This is a genomic window from Acinetobacter lwoffii, assembly GCF_024129855.1.
GTDB classification, from domain to species: Bacteria; Pseudomonadota; Gammaproteobacteria; order Pseudomonadales; family Moraxellaceae; genus Acinetobacter; species Acinetobacter lwoffii_L.
This window is the reverse complement of record NZ_JAMXXC010000002.1, coordinates 38,844-57,494: the sequence shown is the minus strand read 5'-3', so window position 1 is coordinate 57,494 and position 18,651 is coordinate 38,844. Positions and strand designations below refer to the sequence as shown.

17 protein-coding genes are annotated in these 18,651 nt (G+C 43.3%); 11 read left to right on the top strand and 6 right to left on the bottom strand.

What is annotated here, in order from left to right:
* Window positions 1–242: 242 nt before the first annotated feature.
* The 5 genes from NI465_RS02055 to NI465_RS02035 all read left to right on the top strand — a co-directional run bounded on the left by NI465_RS02055 (window position 243) and on the right by NI465_RS02035 (window position 6,582).
* Window positions 243–995, top strand: a complete 753-nt coding sequence (locus NI465_RS02055; protein ID WP_004280496.1) for an electron transfer flavoprotein subunit beta/FixA family protein — start codon at window positions 243–245, stop codon at window positions 993–995.
* Between the two features lie 18 nt (window positions 996–1,013).
* Window positions 1,014–1,946 (top strand): FAD-binding protein, encoded by a 933-nt coding sequence (locus NI465_RS02050; RefSeq protein ID WP_004280494.1) that lies wholly within the window; start codon window positions 1,014–1,016, stop codon window positions 1,944–1,946.
* 180 nt (window positions 1,947–2,126) lie between these two features.
* Window positions 2,127–2,786 carry a hypothetical protein gene (locus tag NI465_RS02045; protein ID WP_005252479.1) on the top strand — a complete coding sequence of 220 codons (660 nt, stop codon included), beginning with the start codon at window positions 2,127–2,129 and terminating at the stop codon, window positions 2,784–2,786.
* Between the two features lie 320 nt (window positions 2,787–3,106).
* Window positions 3,107–6,088, top strand: coding sequence for a DNA gyrase subunit A (gene gyrA / locus NI465_RS02040; RefSeq protein WP_180037133.1), 2,982 nt, complete (start codon window positions 3,107–3,109; stop codon window positions 6,086–6,088).
* Window positions 6,089–6,156: 68 nt separating this feature from the next.
* A complete protein-coding gene (locus NI465_RS02035) occupies window positions 6,157–6,582 on the top strand; it encodes a DUF3887 domain-containing protein (RefSeq protein WP_148334288.1) in 426 nt (141 codons plus the stop codon).
* A 27-nt stretch (window positions 6,583–6,609) separates the two neighbouring features.
* Here NI465_RS02035 and NI465_RS02030 read toward each other — a convergent pair whose 3' ends face one another.
* Genes NI465_RS02030 through NI465_RS02015 form a run of 4 tightly spaced genes read right to left on the bottom strand, consistent with a single transcriptional unit; the run spans window position 6,610 to window position 11,439 of the window.
* A complete protein-coding gene (locus NI465_RS02030) occupies window positions 6,610–7,710 on the bottom strand; it encodes an ABC transporter permease (RefSeq protein WP_253144140.1) in 1,101 nt (366 codons plus the stop codon).
* Window positions 7,707–8,837 (bottom strand): ABC transporter permease, encoded by a 1,131-nt coding sequence (locus NI465_RS02025; protein WP_159373135.1) that lies wholly within the window; start codon window positions 8,835–8,837, stop codon window positions 7,707–7,709. Before NI465_RS02025 ends, NI465_RS02030 begins: the two co-directional genes overlap by 4 nt.
* On the bottom strand, window positions 8,837–9,967 hold the full coding sequence (locus tag NI465_RS02020) for an HlyD family secretion protein (RefSeq protein ID WP_159373134.1): 1,131 nt from the start codon (window positions 9,965–9,967) through the stop codon (window positions 8,837–8,839). Before NI465_RS02020 ends, NI465_RS02025 begins: the two co-directional genes overlap by 1 nt.
* An 11-nt stretch (window positions 9,968–9,978) precedes the next feature.
* A complete protein-coding gene (locus NI465_RS02015; protein WP_253144138.1) occupies window positions 9,979–11,439 on the bottom strand; it encodes a TolC family protein in 1,461 nt (486 codons plus the stop codon).
* Between the two features lie 360 nt (window positions 11,440–11,799).
* Here NI465_RS02015 and serC point away from each other — a divergent pair, with 360 nt between their 5' ends.
* Both serC and NI465_RS16685 read left to right on the top strand, forming a co-directional pair.
* Window positions 11,800–12,879 carry a 3-phosphoserine/phosphohydroxythreonine transaminase gene (gene serC, locus NI465_RS02010; RefSeq protein ID WP_168730842.1) on the top strand — a complete coding sequence of 360 codons (1,080 nt, stop codon included), beginning with the start codon at window positions 11,800–11,802 and terminating at the stop codon, window positions 12,877–12,879.
* A gap of 39 nt (window positions 12,880–12,918) precedes the next feature.
* Window positions 12,919–13,050 carry a hypothetical protein gene (locus NI465_RS16685; RefSeq protein WP_005103875.1) on the top strand — a complete coding sequence of 44 codons (132 nt, stop codon included), beginning with the start codon at window positions 12,919–12,921 and terminating at the stop codon, window positions 13,048–13,050.
* Window positions 13,051–13,460: 410 nt separating this feature from the next.
* Here the strand turns inward: NI465_RS16685 and NI465_RS02005 are convergent, their stop codons facing one another.
* Window positions 13,461–14,393 carry a hypothetical protein gene (locus NI465_RS02005; protein ID WP_253144136.1) on the bottom strand — a complete coding sequence of 311 codons (933 nt, stop codon included), beginning with the start codon at window positions 14,391–14,393 and terminating at the stop codon, window positions 13,461–13,463.
* 251 nt (window positions 14,394–14,644) lie between these two features.
* On the opposite strand from NI465_RS02005, the gene NI465_RS02000 reads away from it, so the two are divergent.
* Together NI465_RS02000 and NI465_RS01995 are read left to right on the top strand one after the other, a co-directional pair.
* Window positions 14,645–15,130 (top strand): YaiI/YqxD family protein, encoded by a 486-nt coding sequence (locus NI465_RS02000; RefSeq protein WP_253144322.1) that lies wholly within the window; start codon window positions 14,645–14,647, stop codon window positions 15,128–15,130.
* Between the two features lie 21 nt (window positions 15,131–15,151).
* Window positions 15,152–16,066 (top strand): DMT family transporter, encoded by a 915-nt coding sequence (locus tag NI465_RS01995; protein WP_253144134.1) that lies wholly within the window; start codon window positions 15,152–15,154, stop codon window positions 16,064–16,066.
* Window positions 16,067–16,086: 20 nt separating this feature from the next.
* Here NI465_RS01995 and NI465_RS01990 read toward each other — a convergent pair whose 3' ends face one another.
* The gene (locus NI465_RS01990) at window positions 16,087–16,650 is read right to left on the bottom strand and encodes a PilZ domain-containing protein (protein WP_253144132.1); all 564 of its coding nucleotides are present in this window, start codon (window positions 16,648–16,650) and stop codon (window positions 16,087–16,089) included.
* A 26-nt stretch (window positions 16,651–16,676) separates the two neighbouring features.
* Between NI465_RS01990 and NI465_RS01985 the strand changes: the two genes are divergently transcribed.
* Both NI465_RS01985 and lolD read left to right on the top strand, forming a co-directional pair.
* Complete coding sequence (locus tag NI465_RS01985) at window positions 16,677–17,912, top strand: lipoprotein-releasing ABC transporter permease subunit (RefSeq protein WP_004645695.1); 1,236 nt, start codon at window positions 16,677–16,679, stop codon at window positions 17,910–17,912.
* Complete coding sequence (lolD, locus tag NI465_RS01980; protein ID WP_004645694.1) at window positions 17,905–18,588, top strand: lipoprotein-releasing ABC transporter ATP-binding protein LolD; 684 nt, start codon at window positions 17,905–17,907, stop codon at window positions 18,586–18,588. Before NI465_RS01985 ends, lolD begins: the two co-directional genes overlap by 8 nt.
* Window positions 18,589–18,651: the final 63 nt, after the last annotated feature.

Here is an 18,651-nt window from a genome sequence, read left to right as displayed (position 1 = left end):
ATAATATAAATCAATGGGTAAATTTTAAGTAAATATTGATACATTTCATTGTAATAAAACGATAACAATTAATTGTGAACGCATCGTTCAGGGAAAATTACGCATTTTTACACCTCTTTGTTGAATTGTGACTTGACCGAAATGCCGTACACATTGCAAGATAGGGCACCTAAAAAAATTTAAGTGAAGAGTTACACTAACTTTTCTCAACATTTACATTTGCTAAAACAGCCGAGGATTACATGAAGGCTCTTGTTGCTGTAAAACGTGTGGTTGATGCCAACGTTAAAGTTCGTGTTAAACCGGACAACAGTGGTGTTGACTTAACTAACGTTAAAATGTCAATTAATCCATTCTGTGAAATTGCAGTGGAAGAAGCGGTTCGTTTAAAAGAAAAAGGAACTGTTTCAGAAATCATTGTTGTTTCTATTGGTCCTAAAGAAGCCCAAGAACAGATTCGTTCTGCAATGGCGCTTGGTGCTGACCGCGGTATTCTGGTTGAAGCTGATGACAGCCAACTGGGTGCGCTGGAAATCGCTAAAATTCTGAAAGGCGTTGTTGACGCTGAACAACCACAATTGATCCTTCTGGGTAAGCAAGCAATTGATGATGACTCGAATCAGGTTGGTCAGATGCTTGGCGCTCTAATGGGTGCAGGTCAAGGTACATTCGCTTCTGAAGTAAAAGTAGATGGCGATAAAGTACAAGTAACACGTGAAGTAGACGGCGGTTTACAAACTGTTGAGCTGAAACTTCCAGCAATCATTACCACGGACTTGCGTTTGAACGAGCCTCGTTATGCGGCACTTCCAAACATCATGAAAGCGCGTAAAAAACCGCTGGATACCAAGTCACCTGCAGATTTCGGTGTAAACCCTGCAACTAAACTGAAAACAGTGAAAGTTGAATCACCTGCAGAGCGTAAAGCTGGCGTACAAGTGAAGTCTGTAGACGAGCTTGTAGAAAAATTGAAAAACGAAGCGAAAGTGATCTAATACAGAAGGATAAAAATCATGAGTATTTTAGTTATCGCTGAGCACGACAACAAAGCATTAAACGCTGCTACTTTAAACGTTGTTGCTGCAGCGCAAAAAATCGGTGGTGATATCACTGTATTGGTTGCTGGTTCTGGCGCTCAGGCAGTTGCTGACCAAGCGGCTAAAGTTGCGGGTGTAAGCAAAGTATTACTTGCTGATGACGCTGCTTATGCAAACCAATTGGCTGAAAATGTGGCTAAACTTGTTGCTGAATTAGGTAAAGGCTATACACATATCCTTGCTGCTTCTACAACAACTGGTAAAAACATTTTACCACGTGCAGCTGCGCTTCTTGACGTAAGCATGATCACTGACATCATTGCGGTAGATGGTCCTAAGACTTTCAAACGTCCGATCTATGCAGGTAACGCAATTGCAACTGTAGAATCAGGCGAAAACATCGTATTGGCGACTGTTCGTGGTACAGCATTTGATGCTGTAGCTGCTGAAGGCGGTTCTGCTGCTGTTGAAGCTGCTGCGTCTACTGGTGATGCGGGTATTTCTAAGTTTATCAACGAAGAAATCGTAAAGTCTGAACGTCCTGAACTGACAGCTGCGCGTATTGTGGTTTCTGGTGGTCGTGGTGTAGGTTCTGGTGAGAACTATCACAAGATCCTTGATCCATTGGCCGACAAGCTTGGTGCTGCTCAAGGTGCATCACGTGCTGCGGTAGATGCTGGCTTCGTACCAAACGATATGCAAGTGGGTCAAACTGGTAAAATCGTTGCACCTGACCTGTACATCGCGGTAGGTATCTCTGGTGCGATTCAGCATTTGGCGGGTATGAAAGAGTCTAAAGTGATCGTTGCGATCAACAAAGATGAAGAAGCACCAATCAATGCAGTCGCTGACTACTGGTTAGTCGGTGACCTGAACACTGTAATTCCAGAATTGGTTTCTAAAATCTAATTCCTGAATCAGCTTTAAAAAAACGCTCTTGCGCAGGCAGTGAAAGCAATGCTTTCCTGTTTTGTGCAAGGGCGTTTTTTTATGCAAAAATTTTAAAAATACTCGGCAGTCGAAACTAGAGTATTTCATTTGCATGAAAAGTGATAAAATTCCGGTTTGGTTTTTCTCCTGTTTTTAATCATGTCCTTTTCCAAAGCCGCCCATATCCTGTTCATTAGTTTTCTGCTGATTGCGCTTTATCTGGGTATTTGCATTCATACTGCCCTGAATGCACCGCCTGCGGTGACTCAGTATTTATTTAGTGAATCAGGCGCTTTTGAAGTCATGAGTCCATGGTTATGGTACTTGCTGGCAGTGCTGTGTTTGCTCAATGTTGAAATCAAACCTAATACCCGAGTGTTTACGGCTATAGCAGCGACATTGTTGGGATTGCGGGAAATGGATTTTCATAAGCAGGTGTTTGAAATGAGTTTTATTAAAACTAATTTCTATCGCAGTGCTGAAATTCCGCTCATGGATAAGCTGCTCGGATTTATTTTATTGCTCGGGATTATTTTTGTCTTTCTGGTACTGGCGAAAAAATTGGTTCAAACCATACGAAGCATGAAAGATTCTTTGAATATTGCACATTTTTTTATCTTCCTCACCATTGCCTGTGGCGGACTGAGCAAGGTGCTGGATCGCACGACCTCAACCCTGAAAGAAGAATTCGGCATCCAGTTGGTGCCACATACTCAAATCATGATTATGACCATTGAGGAAGGGGTAGAAATGTTATTGCCAGTTTTATTGATTGTGGCCGTGCTGAGCTATCGTAAAGTACTGAACCAGGCACAATAAAAATATAGAAAAAACGATGAAGATGCGCCAGTTGATTAGCGCATTTTGTTTTTGTACTCCTGTATTTTTCAAAATTTTGGGTATTGAAAAATCCTGTCTGGATGCGCTGATTTTCGGTTTTGAAATAACAAGAAAATGATCACTAAAATGAAGATAATTAACAAGGTTAAGCTGAATATTTCGACACAAAAATACAAGTGTTTATGCTATAATTTAGGGCTGTATTTTAGTTTTTAACTCAGTCGTTTGAGTTAATGATTTTGCTAGTTTTACGACATATAAATACAAGCCAAAATTGGCTTGTAGAATAAGGAGTATGCATGAGCGTATCGGAAATTAGACCGATTGCCATTGAGGATGAACTTAAAAGCTCATATCTCGATTATGCGATGAGCGTGATTGTGTCACGTGCATTGCCCGATGTACGAGATGGTTTAAAACCTGTTCATCGTCGTGTGCTTTTCGCAATGCACGAATTAGGCAATGACTATAACAAAGCTTATAAAAAGTCTGCACGTGTAGTCGGTGACGTGATTGGTAAATATCACCCGCATGGTGATTTTGCCGTATACGAAACCATTGTACGTATGGCGCAAGATTTCAGCTTGCGTTACCAATTGGTTGATGGTCAAGGTAACTTCGGTTCGGTCGATGGCGACAGCGCAGCAGCCATGCGTTATACCGAAGTGCGTATGCGTAAACTGACCCACGAACTGTTAGCGGATCTTGAAAAAGATACCGTCGAGTGGGAAGACAACTATGATGGCTCTGAGCGTATTCCTCAAGTCATGCCAACCCGTGTTCCGAACTTATTGATTAATGGTGTCACTGGTATTGCAGTTGGTATGGCGACCAATATGGCGCCGCATAACATGACTGAAGTTGTGAATGCGTGTCTGGCCTATGCCAATGATCCTCAAATCAGCATTGAAGGATTGATGGAACATATTTCTGGTCCGGATTTCCCGACAGGCGGCATCATTTACGGTAAATCAGGTATCGTCGATGCATACCGTACCGGTAAGGGCCGTTTGCATATCCGTGGTAAATACCATTTCGAAGAAGATCCGAAGAATGGCCGCACCACGATTGTCTTCACTGAAATTCCATATCAGGTCAATAAAGCAAAAACCATTGAGCGTATTGCTGAACTGGTTAAAGAGAAAAAACTGGAAGGTATTTCAGAGCTTCGTGACGAGTCTGACAAAGACGGTATGCGTATCGCGATTGACCTGAAGCGCGGTGAAAACGCTGAAGTGATCGTGAACAACCTGTTCCAGAACACGCAACTTGAAAACTCTTTCAGCATCAACATGGTTTGTCTGGACAATGGCCAACCAAAATTGATGAACCTGAAAGACATCATTGCCGCGTTTATCCGTCACCGTCAGGAAGTGGTCACGCGTCGTACTATGTTCGAATTACGCAAAGCGCGTGAACGTGGTCATATCTTGGAAGGTTTAACCGTTGCCCTGGCGAATATTGATGCCATCATCGAAACCATCAAGAGTTCTGCGAATCCGGCTGAAGCGCGTGAGCGTTTGCAGGCAGGTGAGTGGGCTGGTGGCGGTGTTTTGGCCTTGCTGGAAAAAGCCGGTTCAGTTTCTGTACGCCCAGATGAGATTGAAGGTGAAGACCCAAGTCGCCCGTTTGGTTTGGATGGCGAGATTTATCGTCTGTCACCAACCCAAGTGAATGCGATTATGGAACTTCGCTTACACCGTTTAACTGGTCTGGAACAAGACAAGTTACATGCTGAATATAGTGAAATCCTGTCACAAATTGCTGAACTGACTGCAATTTTGAATGACTTTAATCTGTTGATGAATGTCATTCGTGAAGAGCTGGCCTTGATTCTTCAGCAGTATGGCGATGCACGTAAAACGTCGATTGTCGAGTCACGTATCGATTTCTCTCGTGAGGATCTGATTCCTGAAGAGCAAATGGTGCTGACGGTATCGAAATCAGGTTATGCGAAAACTCAACCATTGTCTGATTACGCTGCACAGCGTCGTGGTGGCCGTGGTAAATCTGCGACCAGCATGAAAGAAGATGATTACATTCAACATCTGATTGTGACGTCAAGTCATGCGACGGTACTTTGCTTTACCAACGTTGGTAAGGTCTATCGTCTGAAAGTCTATGAAGTGCCGCAAGCATCACGTGGTGCCAAAGGTCGCCCAATGGTGAACTTGCTGCCACTGGATGAAAACGAGACTATTACCGCGATCTTGCCTGTGATTGACGCGCCGAAGAAATTCAAAGAACGTCTGGCTGACTTCAAGGCATTTGTAAAAGCCAATGCAGCGCAGTTGCAAAGCAATGAAGTGATCAATGCTCATTTTGCCGAGCTTGAAGCAGCGCTGACAGAATCTGAAGATGGTGCAGATGATATTTCTGATGCATTGCGTATTCAATTGAAACAGTTGGGCTTGGAGCTTTCTGCAACAGATCTTGATGATGACATCATCAATGACTTTGCTCAGCAGGCTGAAGCGGTACGTAAAAACTTCTATGTGTTTATGGCGACTGAATACGGTACGATTAAACGTGTAGAGCTTGAACAGTTCTCGAATGTTCGTTCAAACGGTTTACGTGCGATTGAGCTGAATGGCGATGACACCCTGATTGGTGTAGCGATTACCGACGGCGAACAGCAAATCATGTTGTTCTCGAACGAAGGTAAAGCCATTCGCTTCGCAGAGACTGATGTACGTTCAATGGGCCGTTCTGCCAAAGGTGTACGTGGTATGCGCGTGACTATTGGTGCAGCTGCACAGCTAGAAGAAAATGATGAAACTGAGATCGAGTCTGATGACGAAGATGGTTCAGATTCAGCATTGATTAGCCGAATCGTATCACTGGTTGTTGTACCTGAAACTGGCGAAGTACTGTGTGCATCTGAAAATGGTTATGGTAAACGTACTCCAGTAGATGATTTCCCGACCAAGAAACGTGGCGGTAAGGGCGTGATTGCGATCAAGACCTCTGAACGTAACGGTCAATTGGTGGGCGCTGTTGCCATCGATGCTTCTAAAGAACTGATGCTAATCTCTGATGGCGGTACGCTGGTTCGTACCCGTGCATCTGAAGTAGCGCAAACCGGTCGTAACGCACAGGGTGTTCGTCTGATCCGCCTAGGTAATGAGGAATTGCTGGTTGGTGTCGTTTCAATCGAAGCGGTTGAAGAAGATGAGTTTGTTGAAGCGATTGAAGGTGCAGAATCTTTAGTAGCAGAAACAGATGTAGCAGCTGAAACTGAGCAAGTTGCAAAAGATGGTGAAAATTCAGTAGAAGAATAAGTTTTTTACTGATAAAAAGGGCGCTTCGGCGTCCTTTTTTATAAACCTTGACTGCATAAGGGTAAGCGATGAAAACCAAATTAATGTTGTTGGCAGCAGCGGTTGCATTGACTGGCTGTAATTCAATGGACAATATTCCGAATCCGAGTCCTGAACAGGAAAAGGCGGCACAGCTGGCTTATGAGGATTTGCGTGACGGGAAATATGAGGAATTTCTGGATCAGTTAGAACCGCAGTTGCAAACCCAGTTTAAGGATAATGAAAAGCTGATGAAACGCTTTTCACGTTCAATTCCTCAAGGTGAATACAAGTCTAAGACTTTGATGACCAAAGAGATTGAAGAAGCAATCAATCAGCCTGGACAATATAAGGTCAGTTATGAAATTGCCTATCCGGAGAATCTGGTTCAGTATGATGTGAGTTTTGATAAGCCGAATGGTAGCAACAAGATTCGTAATTTCAATATTCAGGTCTTTGGCGAGTCAAATAAATAAGTGGAATAGGAGCATTACTATAATGCTCTATCTGCTTTGATGACTAGAAATTAAACGTCGATAAGCCAGGAAAAAGCACAAGCTGCCGATCATTCCAAGATAAAGCAATTTAGGCAAGACCAGTGCGGTAGGTACACCCATCTGATTGAGTTGAATAAACATCTGCACAATTTGGGTGGAAGGCAGGATTTCACCAATGACTTGCATCCAGATGGGCATGGCAGCATGTGGCCAGGCCGCACCAGATAAAAAGAACAGTGGAATGGAAGTGAATACAATCACATGACCCGCACGTTCTGGCAGATCCAGAAAACTGGCAAATAGGCAGGTCATGCCAATTATCGTGTAGATAAAAACCGGAACAGCCAGTAGCATCCCGAACAGGTTGCCACCGCGCGGATAATCAAACAGCCAGAAGCTGAAACCGAATAAATAGAAACATCCCAGACAGCCAATAGTAAAGACTGCTAAACCCATACCAATGAACGCATTTGCGTTTAATTCTACTTTTCTTTCCCGATATACCAAAATCAGCATACTCAAACCCAAAAGAATGGTTTGGTGGATAATTAAGGGTGCAACCGCAGGAAAGACATAACTGCCATAGCCGGACAGTGGATTAAATAAAGGAATTTGATGCACAGAAAGGGCTGGTGAAAAATCCGAGACCTTGCTAAAGCGTTCAGTATAGTCTGCCAAAGTTTGCTCAACTGATGTGGCTAAGCCCAGACCAATTTGTTTGGTCACTAAAAAGTTGGCTGTACTTAAATACAGGCCAATGCCACCTGTTTCACCATGCCTTAAGCTTTGCGATAAATTGTCCGGCAGCAGTAAAATGCCATCGGCTTTTTGTGACTCCACCCATTGTTTGGCTTCGGCGAAATTGCCGGTAATTGCCTGAATTTCCACATTGGGGCTTTGTGCCACCTGACCAATAATACGGGTGCTTAAGTTACTTTGTTCTTCATCGACAATAATAATCGGTAAGGCTTCAGCCTGCTGTGCCTGATAAGCGGTTGGATAAAAAAAACTGTAAAACAAGACGGATAGAATCAGCGTGGTAAAGATCGTGCCGTGACTGACGATATCTTTGAAGCTTTGTAGATAGTAAAACCAAAGGGATTTCATGGTGTTGCTCCTTTGGCGATTTTTTTAAGAAACAGATAAGCCAGCAGAGCGTAGACTAGGGCATAGATCAGCAGCATTAATCCAGCTTGCAGTGAAATATGCAATGGACTACCAATCACCCATTGTTCAGTTTGTAATTTGGCATAGGGCGTGAACGGAATAATATTGGACCAAAACTGGGTGAATAGGGGCGCATTATTTAAAGGTAAAGTCACACCGGCAAAACTTAAAGATGAACCGCCATAGACCGCAATGATGCCAAAAGATTTACTTAAATCTTTGGTTGCCAGAACCACTGCACTGCTTAAAAATGCATAAGCGCTATATAGCAGAAATTGTGCCGATAGAATCAGAGCGAGCGAGCCGGCAACAAACCAGCCGCGAATTTCAATCAGCCAGAACATCCAGATCCAGGTCCATAGACTAAAAATAGCCACATAGACCAGGTTCTTAGACAGCAATGCCATCCAGATGGATGAGTTGCTGACCCAGCTTGTTAAGGTCTGCCGCTTCAGTTCCTGACCGACGGAAAATGCCACACAACAACACAGTAGTAAATGCAGAATTGCCGGAATGACATAGGGTTCCAGATAGAATTCATAATTCAGCTGCGGATTATACAGTGGCGATATTTTGATATGCGGTGACGGTGCTTCGAGAGAGGGCAGCCGGTTGCCCAGATATTGCTGTCCGCTAAATTCAGCGAGTGCTTGCAGGGTACTAACCAGCATGGCAGACGAAATGGTATTTCCGATACTGAAATAACTTTGGTTAAAGGCAATACTGATGTCAGCATCCTGAGCACGAACCAGACGTTGCTCGGCGCCGCTTGGAATATGGATATAACCCCAAATTTTATTTTGATTTAGCAGGCGCTCAATCTCAGCTGTTTGTTCCGACACCGTAGCAATTTTCAGAGTATGATTCAGTGCCACATGCTGATAAATGCTTTGACTCAGCGCACTCTGATCTTGATCAATAATCGCAATCGATAGATGATCGGGTTTACCTTGGGCAAACATGCTGCTGAATAAAATAATCACCAGTGCAGGTGCCAGCGTGACCAGACACAGATCCCATTTTTCGTGAAGCAGATAGCGCAATTCGCGCCATATACCCGTCCACATTATGGGGTCTCTTTCAGTTTAAACAACACGCTCATCCCGACTTTGAGTTCAGAAATCGCTGGTACGGGCACAAGATGCAGCTTAAAACTTCTGACATCATAGCCGCCGGTTTGGCGTGTGGTCTTAATGGTGGCAAATTCACCTTCAGCACTGATCTGCTTGATTTTAAAAGTGGCGGTTTTATCTAGGGCGGGAATATAACCTGCAATACTGCTCATTTTCTGAAACGGGGCATATTGGTCTTCACGAATATTCAGGCTCACCCACATTTGATCTTCAATCAGGCTGACCACAGGGACTGCGGTGGCTACCAGCTCCGAGACTTTGCCATAGGTTTTAGATACCGTTCCGTTTACAGGTGCAACTAATTGGGTTTCTGCTTCTAAAGCATTGGCTTCATCCAGCGCAGCCTGGGCAATATCTACCTGTGCATCGGCGGAACTCTTTTGCTGCGAAGTGCTGCCACGTTTGGCACGTGCGTATTGCTGATAAGCTGCTTCAGTCATTTGCGCCGCTGATTGACTGGCTGCATACAATTCATCACGGCGCTGACGTGAAATCACACCTTCCTTAAATAAATTTGCACCACGCTCATAAGAAACTTTGGCTAAATTTTGCTGTGCTTTCAGCGATTGCCAGTTGGCATACAGGCTGGCGATATTTTCTTCTTGCGAGCCACGTTCAGCAGTCGATTGTAAGGCCAGCGCAGATTGTAAAGCCGCTACGGCTTGCTGTTTTTTTGCTTGAATCTCCGGGCTGTTTAAGCGCACCAGTACATCACCTTTTTTGACCTGCTGACCTTCTTCTACATAAATTTCTTCAATACGGCTTGGCACTTTGGTCGCCACCTGAACCGTTTCAGCTTCTACACGACCCTGCAATTCCAGCGGAGCCGGTTGGTAGCTTTTCCATAATCCAAAAGCGATGACTGCCAGCAGAACTGGAATCAGGGCGAGCAATAAATATTTTTTCTTTTTAGCGATTTCAGGAGCTTGTTGTTGCTCGGTCGAAGTCGTCGCGTTATTTTCTATTTCAGTCTTTGTTTCTACCTGTTGCACAGGAGATTTTTCTGTATCACTGGATGAAGCCGCTTTATTCACAGGATCATTGGGTTTTTGATCTTCGTTCATGTTCGGCTCCATTAGCGAATATAGTGGGTATTGGTATGTTGAATGTAGTTCGGAAATTCTGCAATCGAGCCATGGCTTTGTAATAGGGTAGCCAGTGACATCACATATTTGTAGGCATTCAAGGCAGTTTCAGCTCGTAATCCGCTCAGCATATTTTGTGCATCGATGACCTGTGTGGCGGTGCCCATATCTTCTTTAAAGGACAATTCTTGGATGCGTAAATTTTCCTGTGCGGCTTTCAAGTTTTGTGCCAGAAGCGCATCACTTTGCTGTGCACTGAGGGCTTCGCTATAAGATTTATAAATCAGATTTTCAATTTCCTGCTGGGTGCGTGCAGTGAGCAGTTCTGTGGCAGAGCGTTTGAGTTCGGCAGCCTGAATATTTTTGTTTTTATCGATCCCGGAAAACAGGTTATAGCGTGCGGCAACCCCGACAATCCAGTTTTCATTTTGATCCAGACTATATTCGCCAAAAGCAAAAACATTCGGTTTTTTCGCTGCTTGCTGGGCTTTGACATTGGCTTGAGCTAATTGAGTATCCAGCTGCATTTTTTGAATCAGCGCAGAGTTCTGACTAAAGGTTTTCAGCAGATGATTTAAGGCCTGTGGCTCGGTTTTATTGACAAATAAAGGCGTCGAAAGTTCGGTGATGCTACTTTCCTGAAGCAGATTATTCAGCTGGAACAGGGCAGCATTCAAATTGGCCTGCGTATTTTGCTGACTGCGCTCGGCATTATTGCGTGCCACTTCAAACTGCATGCGCTGGCCTTTACTGATAAAACCTTGCTGTTCTATCTTTAAGGCATTGCGATAATGCTGTTGCATGGCATTCAGGTTAAATAGTGCTGCTGCATGCAGTTGCTTTTGAAGCTGTACATTAAAATAACTTTGAATCAGTTCAAAACGCTGCGTGTCTTGCTGCTGTTTGTTGCTGAGCTGACTACGACCGACCTGAATATTGGCGATTTCTTTGGCGCTGCTTGTCAGTCCACCGGTATAAAGCGGCATCATGACTGAAATCGTCGGACGAATCACCTGATCATCCAGCACGACATTCGAACTATCAGGAATTAAGCCAACTCCATTTTGGATAGGTTGTCTTAAACTATTTTTTAGTGGGTCAGCCAGACCCCCTAAGTTCAGTTCATCAATTCTATTATTGACACCATCCGTTAAGGATTGCTCTAAATTATTTTTTAATGCACCTAAAGGCAGATCGAGTTCATTATGAAAGGCATACGCACGAACATTCAGATCGACACGCGGCAGACCTACGCCTTTTACTGCTTCAGCTTCAAGTTTTGAGGCCTGCTCCAGACTTTGATAGGCTTGGCTGCTATAAGAGTTTTGCAACAACTGACGTTCAGCATCCTGAAAGCTGATGCTCTGCGCATGAGCAAAGCTGCCATACATCATCGATGCAAGCAGATTTAAACCCCAGACAAGCTGTCTTTTATTTTTCTTTAAGTTCATAAAGTCGCTAAACTGATTTAAAGCCGGTAATGTTATCCCGCTAGTATAAATCAAAGGTTCGCAGATAGAACTAGTGTAAAGTTATAGTATTGTTTCTTTTACATCTGTATTTCAAATACTTATCCGCTGTTTTTGAGAGAATATCCAGAATTAAAAAACGGCTTAATCTTGAACATTTTCAATTGTTAGTTCAAAGATGATAAAAACAGCAGGCTAAAATACTGGTCAATTTATCTTGTGAATCTACATTGATTTTTTGACTCTATCTTGACTCATAGATTGAAATAATTTTGTGCAAGACCCTGCCAGATATGGTTAAATGCCATCATTTTATTGTGTTTCACTCTGAAAGGAAAAATCATGCGCGCGTACAACTTCTGTGCTGGTCCTGCTGCATTACCGACTGCCGTACTTGAAAAAGCTCAAGCTGAAATGCTTGACTGGCACGGCAAAGGTCTTTCGATCATGGAAATGAGCCACCGTAGTGCCGACTATGTTGCCATGGCTGAAAAAGCGGAAGCAGACTTACGTAAACTCATGAATATTCCTGAGAACTACAAAGTATTGTTCTTGCAGGGTGGGGCATCATTACAGTTCTCGGCAATTCCATTGAACCTGCTTGGCAAAAACAACAAAGCAGACTATATCGATACCGGCATCTGGTCTGAAAAAGCCTTGAAAGAAGCGCAACGTTATGGCGATATCAATGTTGTAAAAGCAGGTATCCAAATTGATGGTAAATATGCGATCAGTGCACAAAGCGAATGGAACCTGTCTGCGGATGCAGCCTATGTACATTATGCCGATAATGAAACCATTGGCGGTCTGCAATTTGCTTCAATTCCTGAAACAGATAAGCCATTAGTGTGCGACTATTCATCAAGCATTTTATCTGCACCCTTAGATGTCTCTAAATTTGGCCTGATCTATGCGGGTGCGCAAAAAAATATTGGTCCTGCTGGTTTGACGCTGGTAATTATTCGTGAAGATTTACTTGATCAAGCCAAACCTGAAATTCCAAGCATCTTGAAATATTCAGATCAAGCGAAAAATGGCTCAATGGTCAACACACCATCAACTTATGCATGGTACTTATCTGGCTTAGTATTTGAGTGGTTGCTGGAAAATGGCGGTGTAGATGCCATGCACAAAGTGAACCTTGAGAAAGCTAACTTACTTTATGGTTATATCGATCAAAGCGATTTCTATGCGAATCCGATTGCAAAAGCAAACCGTTCGATCATGAACGTACCATTTACTTTGGCCAATGCAGATCTTGAGAAACAGTTCCTGAAAGAAGCTGAAGCGCAGCATTTATTGAATCTTGCTGGTCACCGTTCGGTTGGCGGTATGCGCGCAAGTATTTATAATGCCGTGCCTTTAGAGGGCGTGCAGGCATTGGTGAACTTTATGGATGACTTTGCCAAACGCAATGGTTAATTCCTGAAACGAAAAAACCCAGCACAAGCTGGGTTTTTTATGAATACAATAATTTTAGAAAATAAAAGTATGCAGGATGAATCCGCAGATCAGCATCCCCAACATGAAAAAAAGGCAGGACATCATATCAATATTATAGCGGGAGCTAAGATGATGCTCGACCTGTTGTAATGTTTCTTCTTGCACGATTTTCATAGATATTTATTGTCCGATCTATTTATCGTTAATACTAATTTGTTGTGAGTATTTTTATCATAAAAAATTGATTAAATAAAGTACATTTTTGATTAAAGAGCATAAATTTTCATTTTATTTAAATATTAGATTTGCACGACAACAGATTATTTATATGAGAAATCAAACGCTTATTTTTACAAGATTTTTAAGGTTATTTTAAATATTTAAAATGAAGTTATTTGAATTTAGAAATGTGGATAACTCGGTTTTTAATGAATTTAAATAGATTATTAAGCCAGAAAATATGTATAAAAAATAATCAAAAATTAAAATGACAAATAAGAAGATAGATGGATTAAAAGAAGATACCCATCAAAATGAATATCTTCTTTATATGTTTGAACTTAAGACACTTTTCTATAAATATTGGCCTGAATCCACAAGTTGCCACGAATATACTGGCCAATCTGGAAGTCTTTGTACTGGTCATTCCGCGTTGCAATCCGGATCAAGGTCGCAGGCTGGCCTTCATCATGAATGAGGGTGACATCATACAGAGTGTAGTCCTGACCCATAAACTGCATAGTCGTTTTACCGACAATATTGCCTTGAAACCAGGCTTCATCTTCCTGACCCATGGTTTCGCCGTATAAATAGGCCACCATTTTAGAAAAATCTACGGTTACAGGTTCTTTATCTTCTTCAGACTGCGGCTGCCAAGCATCAATCTGTTCCTGCAAATTGTCCGGAGCTACCCCATTATTGGCAGCCAGAATATCATTCAAGGCACGGTGGTGCTTGATCGAAGCCGGATCATCAACCACCAGATGCTCATGATCTGCGACCGCTTCAAGTTCATAGGCCCAGCCATTCAGATTCACCACATAGGACTGGCCTTTTTCATAATGCGGGTGATTGACGCTATACAGGCTATCGAAAGCGTAAATAATATTGTTAGCACCCAGATTCAAGCGCAATACAGCCTGAGTATTGGATTTACAGCTAATAATCCGGTCAATCGTGGCTTTCACCTGATAAGGACTGTCAAAGCACGGAAATGCAGTTTTTACCGCTTGAGGTTTGTTGTTTTCAACGGCAATCACTTGACTCAACTGTACCGCAGCTTTGCTCGGTCCCTGAATCAGCCAAGTCTCTGCATCCATATCACATTCTTGTGTACAAAGGCCCATCGGCATGATTGGTTCATCAAGAGCTTTGCCTAACCACTGTGGTACATCTGTGCCAGGGTTGTCGGTGAGCAAGGTCCAGTGTTCGACATGACTACCGAAATTTTGATCATCAATGGTGATGATCTCTGGGCTATTCTGATTTTTCATATGCACAATTGATCTTGGATGATGTATTTATAGTTAATCGAGGGTCATTGCGATTTTTCAAGTCAATCGAATGAATTTTAAAATTAAAATGCCAGTCAAATGAAGTCAATTTTTTTTCTAGCGTGAATCACGCCAGTTTTACCGGGCACATACTTATTTAAAATACTGATGACAGATGCAATGAAAATGGAGCGATTTAATCATCAACCTGATCACTGCAATTTGCTAGAATAACCATGATTTATACCTTAATGGGAAGCCCTGTGTTGCCATTCAAACTTTGGGTCGATGCCGATGCATTGCCCCGTATGCTGCGAGATGTGATTATTCGTGCTTCGGATCGCTATCAGCTGGAAGTCACTTTTGTTGCCAACCAGCCAGTCGGAATCACACCTTCGGTCAGAATTAATTCAATTCAGGTGATGAGTGGGGCGGATGCTGCAGATAAAGAAATTATTCTGCGCATGAAAGAGCATGATATTGTCATGACCCAAGATATTCCCTTGGCTGCGGAAGTGATTGAAAAAGGCGGGATTGCGATTCATCCCCGTGGTGAAGTTTATACTACGGCCAATGTCAAAGCGCGCTTACACCTGCGCGACTTTATGGACAGCTTACGCGGTGCAGGTGTGCAAACGGGCGGGCCACCCCCGATTTCAGAACGGGATAAACGCGAATTTTCCAGCGCACTCGATCAGACCATCCAAAAACAAAAACGTAAAACTTCCGCGCTTTAAGCCTTATTCAGAGTGACTCGCATGCCCACACAAACCAATATGATTGCCACCTATCTTTTATTGGTTTTTATCTGGGCGACGACACCGCTGGCGATTGTCTGGAGTGTGACGGATTTACATCCGCTCTGGGCTTTGGCATTGCGCTTCTTTCTGGCTTTGCCTTTTGCATTTGCCTTGTTGTGGCTGTTTAAAACCCATTTTCCCTTAGATAAATTATCCATGCACAGTTATCTGGCTGGCGCATGCAGTTTTATCGGCTCACAGATTTTCACCTATCTGGCCACGGATTATCTGAGTTCAGGCATTATCGCGCTGATGTTCGGACTGGCGCCGATTATTACCGGTTTAATTGGCCGTTTTGTATTTCAGCTTAAGCTCTATCCTTCGCAGTGGGGTGGTATGGCGATTGCCTTGCTGGGTCTGGGCATTATCTGTGTCGGTGGCAAAGATCAGCATATTCAGCCGATTGGCATAGGCCTGATGTTGCTCAGTGTTTTTATTTACTGTGTTTCGATGTTCTGGGTGAAAAAAGTTAATGCACCTCTCGAACCTATGGCACAAGCGGCCGGTTCTATTGCTGTTTCAGCGGTCATGGCCTGTACCATGTTGCCATTTATCTGGCAATTTGCACCAACCCAGATCCCACAGGCAAAATCGCTAATTGGACTCAGTTATGCTGTAATCATGGCTTCCCTGATTGCGATGTTCTGTTATTTTAAACTGGTGCAGAAAATCAAGGCGACCACTTTGTCATTGACCACCGTATTGACGCCGATGCTGGCCTTATTTGTCGGGGTGATTCTGAATGATGAAAAATTATCGGGTGGAGCAGTCTTTGGCGTCATTATCTTACTGGCTGGTTTGTTATTATATTTTTCCAGAGAAATTAAAGCGAGCTATAACGCTCGCCTTTCATCATCCACCGGTACTGAATAGAAATTGATTAACGCAGTGATTTAGGCAAAGCGAGCCTTAACACATTCACCCAGTTTGACACGGTCCTGTGGATGCATGGTAATAAAATACGCACCTGTCCGATATTTACCATTTTCTTCTTCACGACTATAGGCCACCTGAGCAGTTGCTGCAATATGGAAGAAATTTTCCGGATGACTCAAAGTTACGTGCAGATAAGTGCCTTCAGCGATAGGACGCTCATTAAAGAAGCTAAAACCGGTTTCTGAAAAGTTCACCTGTTCCGGTACAGGTAACATGCTTTGTACAATTGCGTCATACAAAGAACCGGTAATAAGGTTTAATTTTTGGTTGAATAAGGATAAGATTCGAGCAATTTGTTGATCTTTTTCAGATAATTGTTCTAATTCGTAGTTAACCGCATGATCAAATTGATCTAGTTCTGCAAGTAGTAGAAAATAGCGGGGCAACACGAAGTTAGGATCGTAAGGATCATTCAAGGCAACATCATCGGAAATAATCTGATAATTAATTCGTAAGGCAGCATCGATTCGAGACATGACGCGTCTTTCCGCAAATCCGTTTGGATGCTGTACATTTTCCATAATTTATTACCTCGGACTAGATGGTTATGTTCAAACCAATCTCGCTGTATATAGGGTTGAAATATACTCGCGCACGGCGTAGTAACCACTTCATTTCTTTTATCGCGTTGGTCTCAATGATCGGCCTCACACTCGGTGTGGCAGTCCTCATTACAGTGTTGTCTGTGATGAACGGTTTTGACCGAGAGTTAAAGAATCGTGTCTTAGGAATGATACCTCAAGCGACTGTTTCCTCAACACAAATTTTAACAAATTGGCCGGAACTTGCAAAGCAAATTGAAGGGCATGAACATGTCCAGGGAGTCGCACCTTTTACTCAATTACAAGGCATGCTGACCGCACAGGGTCAGGTCGCCGGCATTATGGTCAGCGGGATTGAACCCGAGTATGAGAAAAAAGTTTCAATTATACAAAACCATATGGTTGAGGGCAGTATCGACAGCCTGAAAAAAGGTGAATTTGGTATTGTTTTGGGCAAGCAAATGACCGATGCCATGGGTGTGGGTTTAAATGACAATATTACTCTGGTTTTGCCAGAAGCCACCCCATCACCAGCCGGTGTCGTCCCACGTTTTAAGCGTTTTAAAGTCGTGGGAATCTTCAGTATTGGTGCTGAAGTTGACTCGATGATGGGTTATATCGCTTTAAATGATGCCTCGACCTTGCTGCGTCTACCGGATGGTGCGCAGGGTGTGCGTATGAAGCTGGATGATATTTTCCTGGCACCACAAGTGTCTCAGGAAATTGTGCGTGATTTGCCGGGGAATTTCTATGCTTCGGACTGGACTTATACCCATGGTAATCTGTTCAGCGCGATTCAGATGGAAAAAGCCATGGTCAGCCTGCTTTTATTCCTGATCGTTCTAGTCGCGGCATTTAATATTGTGTCTTCACTGGTGATGGTGGTGACGGATAAAAAATCGGACATTGCCATTTTAAGGACTTTGGGGGCTTCACCTGCCACCATTACCAAAATCTTTATGGTGCAAGGTACCGTGATTGGGGTGATTGGAACTTGTGCAGGGGCCATCCTCGGGATTATTGCGGCAACCAGTATCAGTAGCTTTATTGGCTGGCTCAACAATACTTTAGGCCTGAATATGTTTGATGCCTATTTTATTAACTACTTACCTTCGTATCTGCGCTGGCAAGATGTTTTGGTGATTGTAGGCTTGTCACTGGCACTCAGTTTTGTCGCGACAATTTATCCGGCTTTACGTGCAGCAAAAATTCAACCGGCAGAGGCTTTGCGTTATGAGTAATCTGATTTTAGATGCCCAGAATATTCACAAATCCTTTACCGATGGCAAGGCCACTGTCGATGTGATTCGCGGCTTGTCGCTACAGGTAAAAGCAGGTGAGTTTGTTTCGATTGTAGGTTCAAGTGGTTCAGGCAAAAGTACCTTATTACATGTTTTGGGTGGATTGGATCGCCCGACGTCAGGTCAGGTCATGGTGAATGGCCGCCGTTTTGATACCTTGTCTGAAGCAGAACGCGGTTATGTGCGGAATGAGCATTTGGGCTTTGTTTATCAGTTTCATCACCTGTTGCCAGAATTTACGGCACTGGAAAATGTGGCCATGCCACTGATGTTACGCGACAACATGAAATTCAAGGAAGCCAAACAGCAGGCCGAATATTTGCTGGAACGTGTTGGTCTTTCGCATCGTCTGACTCACAAGCCGGGTGAATTATCCGGAGGTGAGCGTCAGCGTGTAGCTTTGGCGCGTGCAGTGGTCGGTAAACCTAAACTGATGATGGCCGATGAACCGACCGGAAATCTGGATCGTAAGACTGCAGCAAAGATTTTTGAACTGCTGACCGAATTACAACGTGAGTTCAATATGGCGATGCTGATTGTGACCCATGATGAACAACTGGCCCATGCTGCAGACCGAATTTTACACATGCAGGATGGTCTCTGGATCGAACCATAAATAACGAGAATATTCGCATTTGATTGAAGCTCACTCCGGTGGGCTTTATTATTGGGCAAAATA

Bases quoted from the DNA above. Each gene is read 5' to 3' on its own strand.
- NI465_RS02025 (WP_159373135.1), bottom strand. From the start codon at position 8,837: ATGTGGACGGGTATATGGCGCGAATTGCGCTATCTGCTTCACGAAAAA.
- NI465_RS02020 (WP_159373134.1), bottom strand. From the start codon at position 9,967: ATGAACGAAGATCAAAAACCCAATGATCCTGTGAATAAAGCGGCTTCA.
- NI465_RS02015 (WP_253144138.1), bottom strand. From the start codon at position 11,439: ATGAACTTAAAGAAAAATAAAAGACAGCTTGTCTGGGGTTTAAATCTG.
- NI465_RS02045 (WP_005252479.1), top strand. From the start codon at position 2,127: ATGTCCTTTTCCAAAGCCGCCCATATCCTGTTCATTAGTTTTCTGCTG.
- gyrA (WP_180037133.1), top strand. From the start codon at position 3,107: ATGAGCGTATCGGAAATTAGACCGATTGCCATTGAGGATGAACTTAAA.
- NI465_RS02035 (WP_148334288.1), top strand. From the start codon at position 6,157: ATGAAAACCAAATTAATGTTGTTGGCAGCAGCGGTTGCATTGACTGGC.
- NI465_RS01990 (WP_253144132.1), bottom strand. From the start codon at position 16,650: ATGGAAAATGTACAGCATCCAAACGGATTTGCGGAAAGACGCGTCATG.
- NI465_RS01985 (WP_004645695.1), top strand. From the start codon at position 16,677: ATGTTCAAACCAATCTCGCTGTATATAGGGTTGAAATATACTCGCGCA.
- NI465_RS02050 (WP_004280494.1), top strand. From the start codon at position 1,014: ATGAGTATTTTAGTTATCGCTGAGCACGACAACAAAGCATTAAACGCT.
- lolD (WP_004645694.1), top strand. From the start codon at position 17,905: ATGAGTAATCTGATTTTAGATGCCCAGAATATTCACAAATCCTTTACC.
- NI465_RS02000 (WP_253144322.1), top strand. From the start codon at position 14,645: ATGGGAAGCCCTGTGTTGCCATTCAAACTTTGGGTCGATGCCGATGCA.
- NI465_RS02005 (WP_253144136.1), bottom strand. From the start codon at position 14,393: ATGAAAAATCAGAATAGCCCAGAGATCATCACCATTGATGATCAAAAT.
- NI465_RS02030 (WP_253144140.1), bottom strand. From the start codon at position 7,710: ATGAAATCCCTTTGGTTTTACTATCTACAAAGCTTCAAAGATATCGTC.
- NI465_RS01995 (WP_253144134.1), top strand. From the start codon at position 15,152: ATGCCCACACAAACCAATATGATTGCCACCTATCTTTTATTGGTTTTT.
- NI465_RS02055 (WP_004280496.1), top strand. From the start codon at position 243: ATGAAGGCTCTTGTTGCTGTAAAACGTGTGGTTGATGCCAACGTTAAA.
- serC (WP_168730842.1), top strand. From the start codon at position 11,800: ATGCGCGCGTACAACTTCTGTGCTGGTCCTGCTGCATTACCGACTGCC.
- NI465_RS16685 (WP_005103875.1), top strand. From the start codon at position 12,919: ATGAATACAATAATTTTAGAAAATAAAAGTATGCAGGATGAATCCGCA.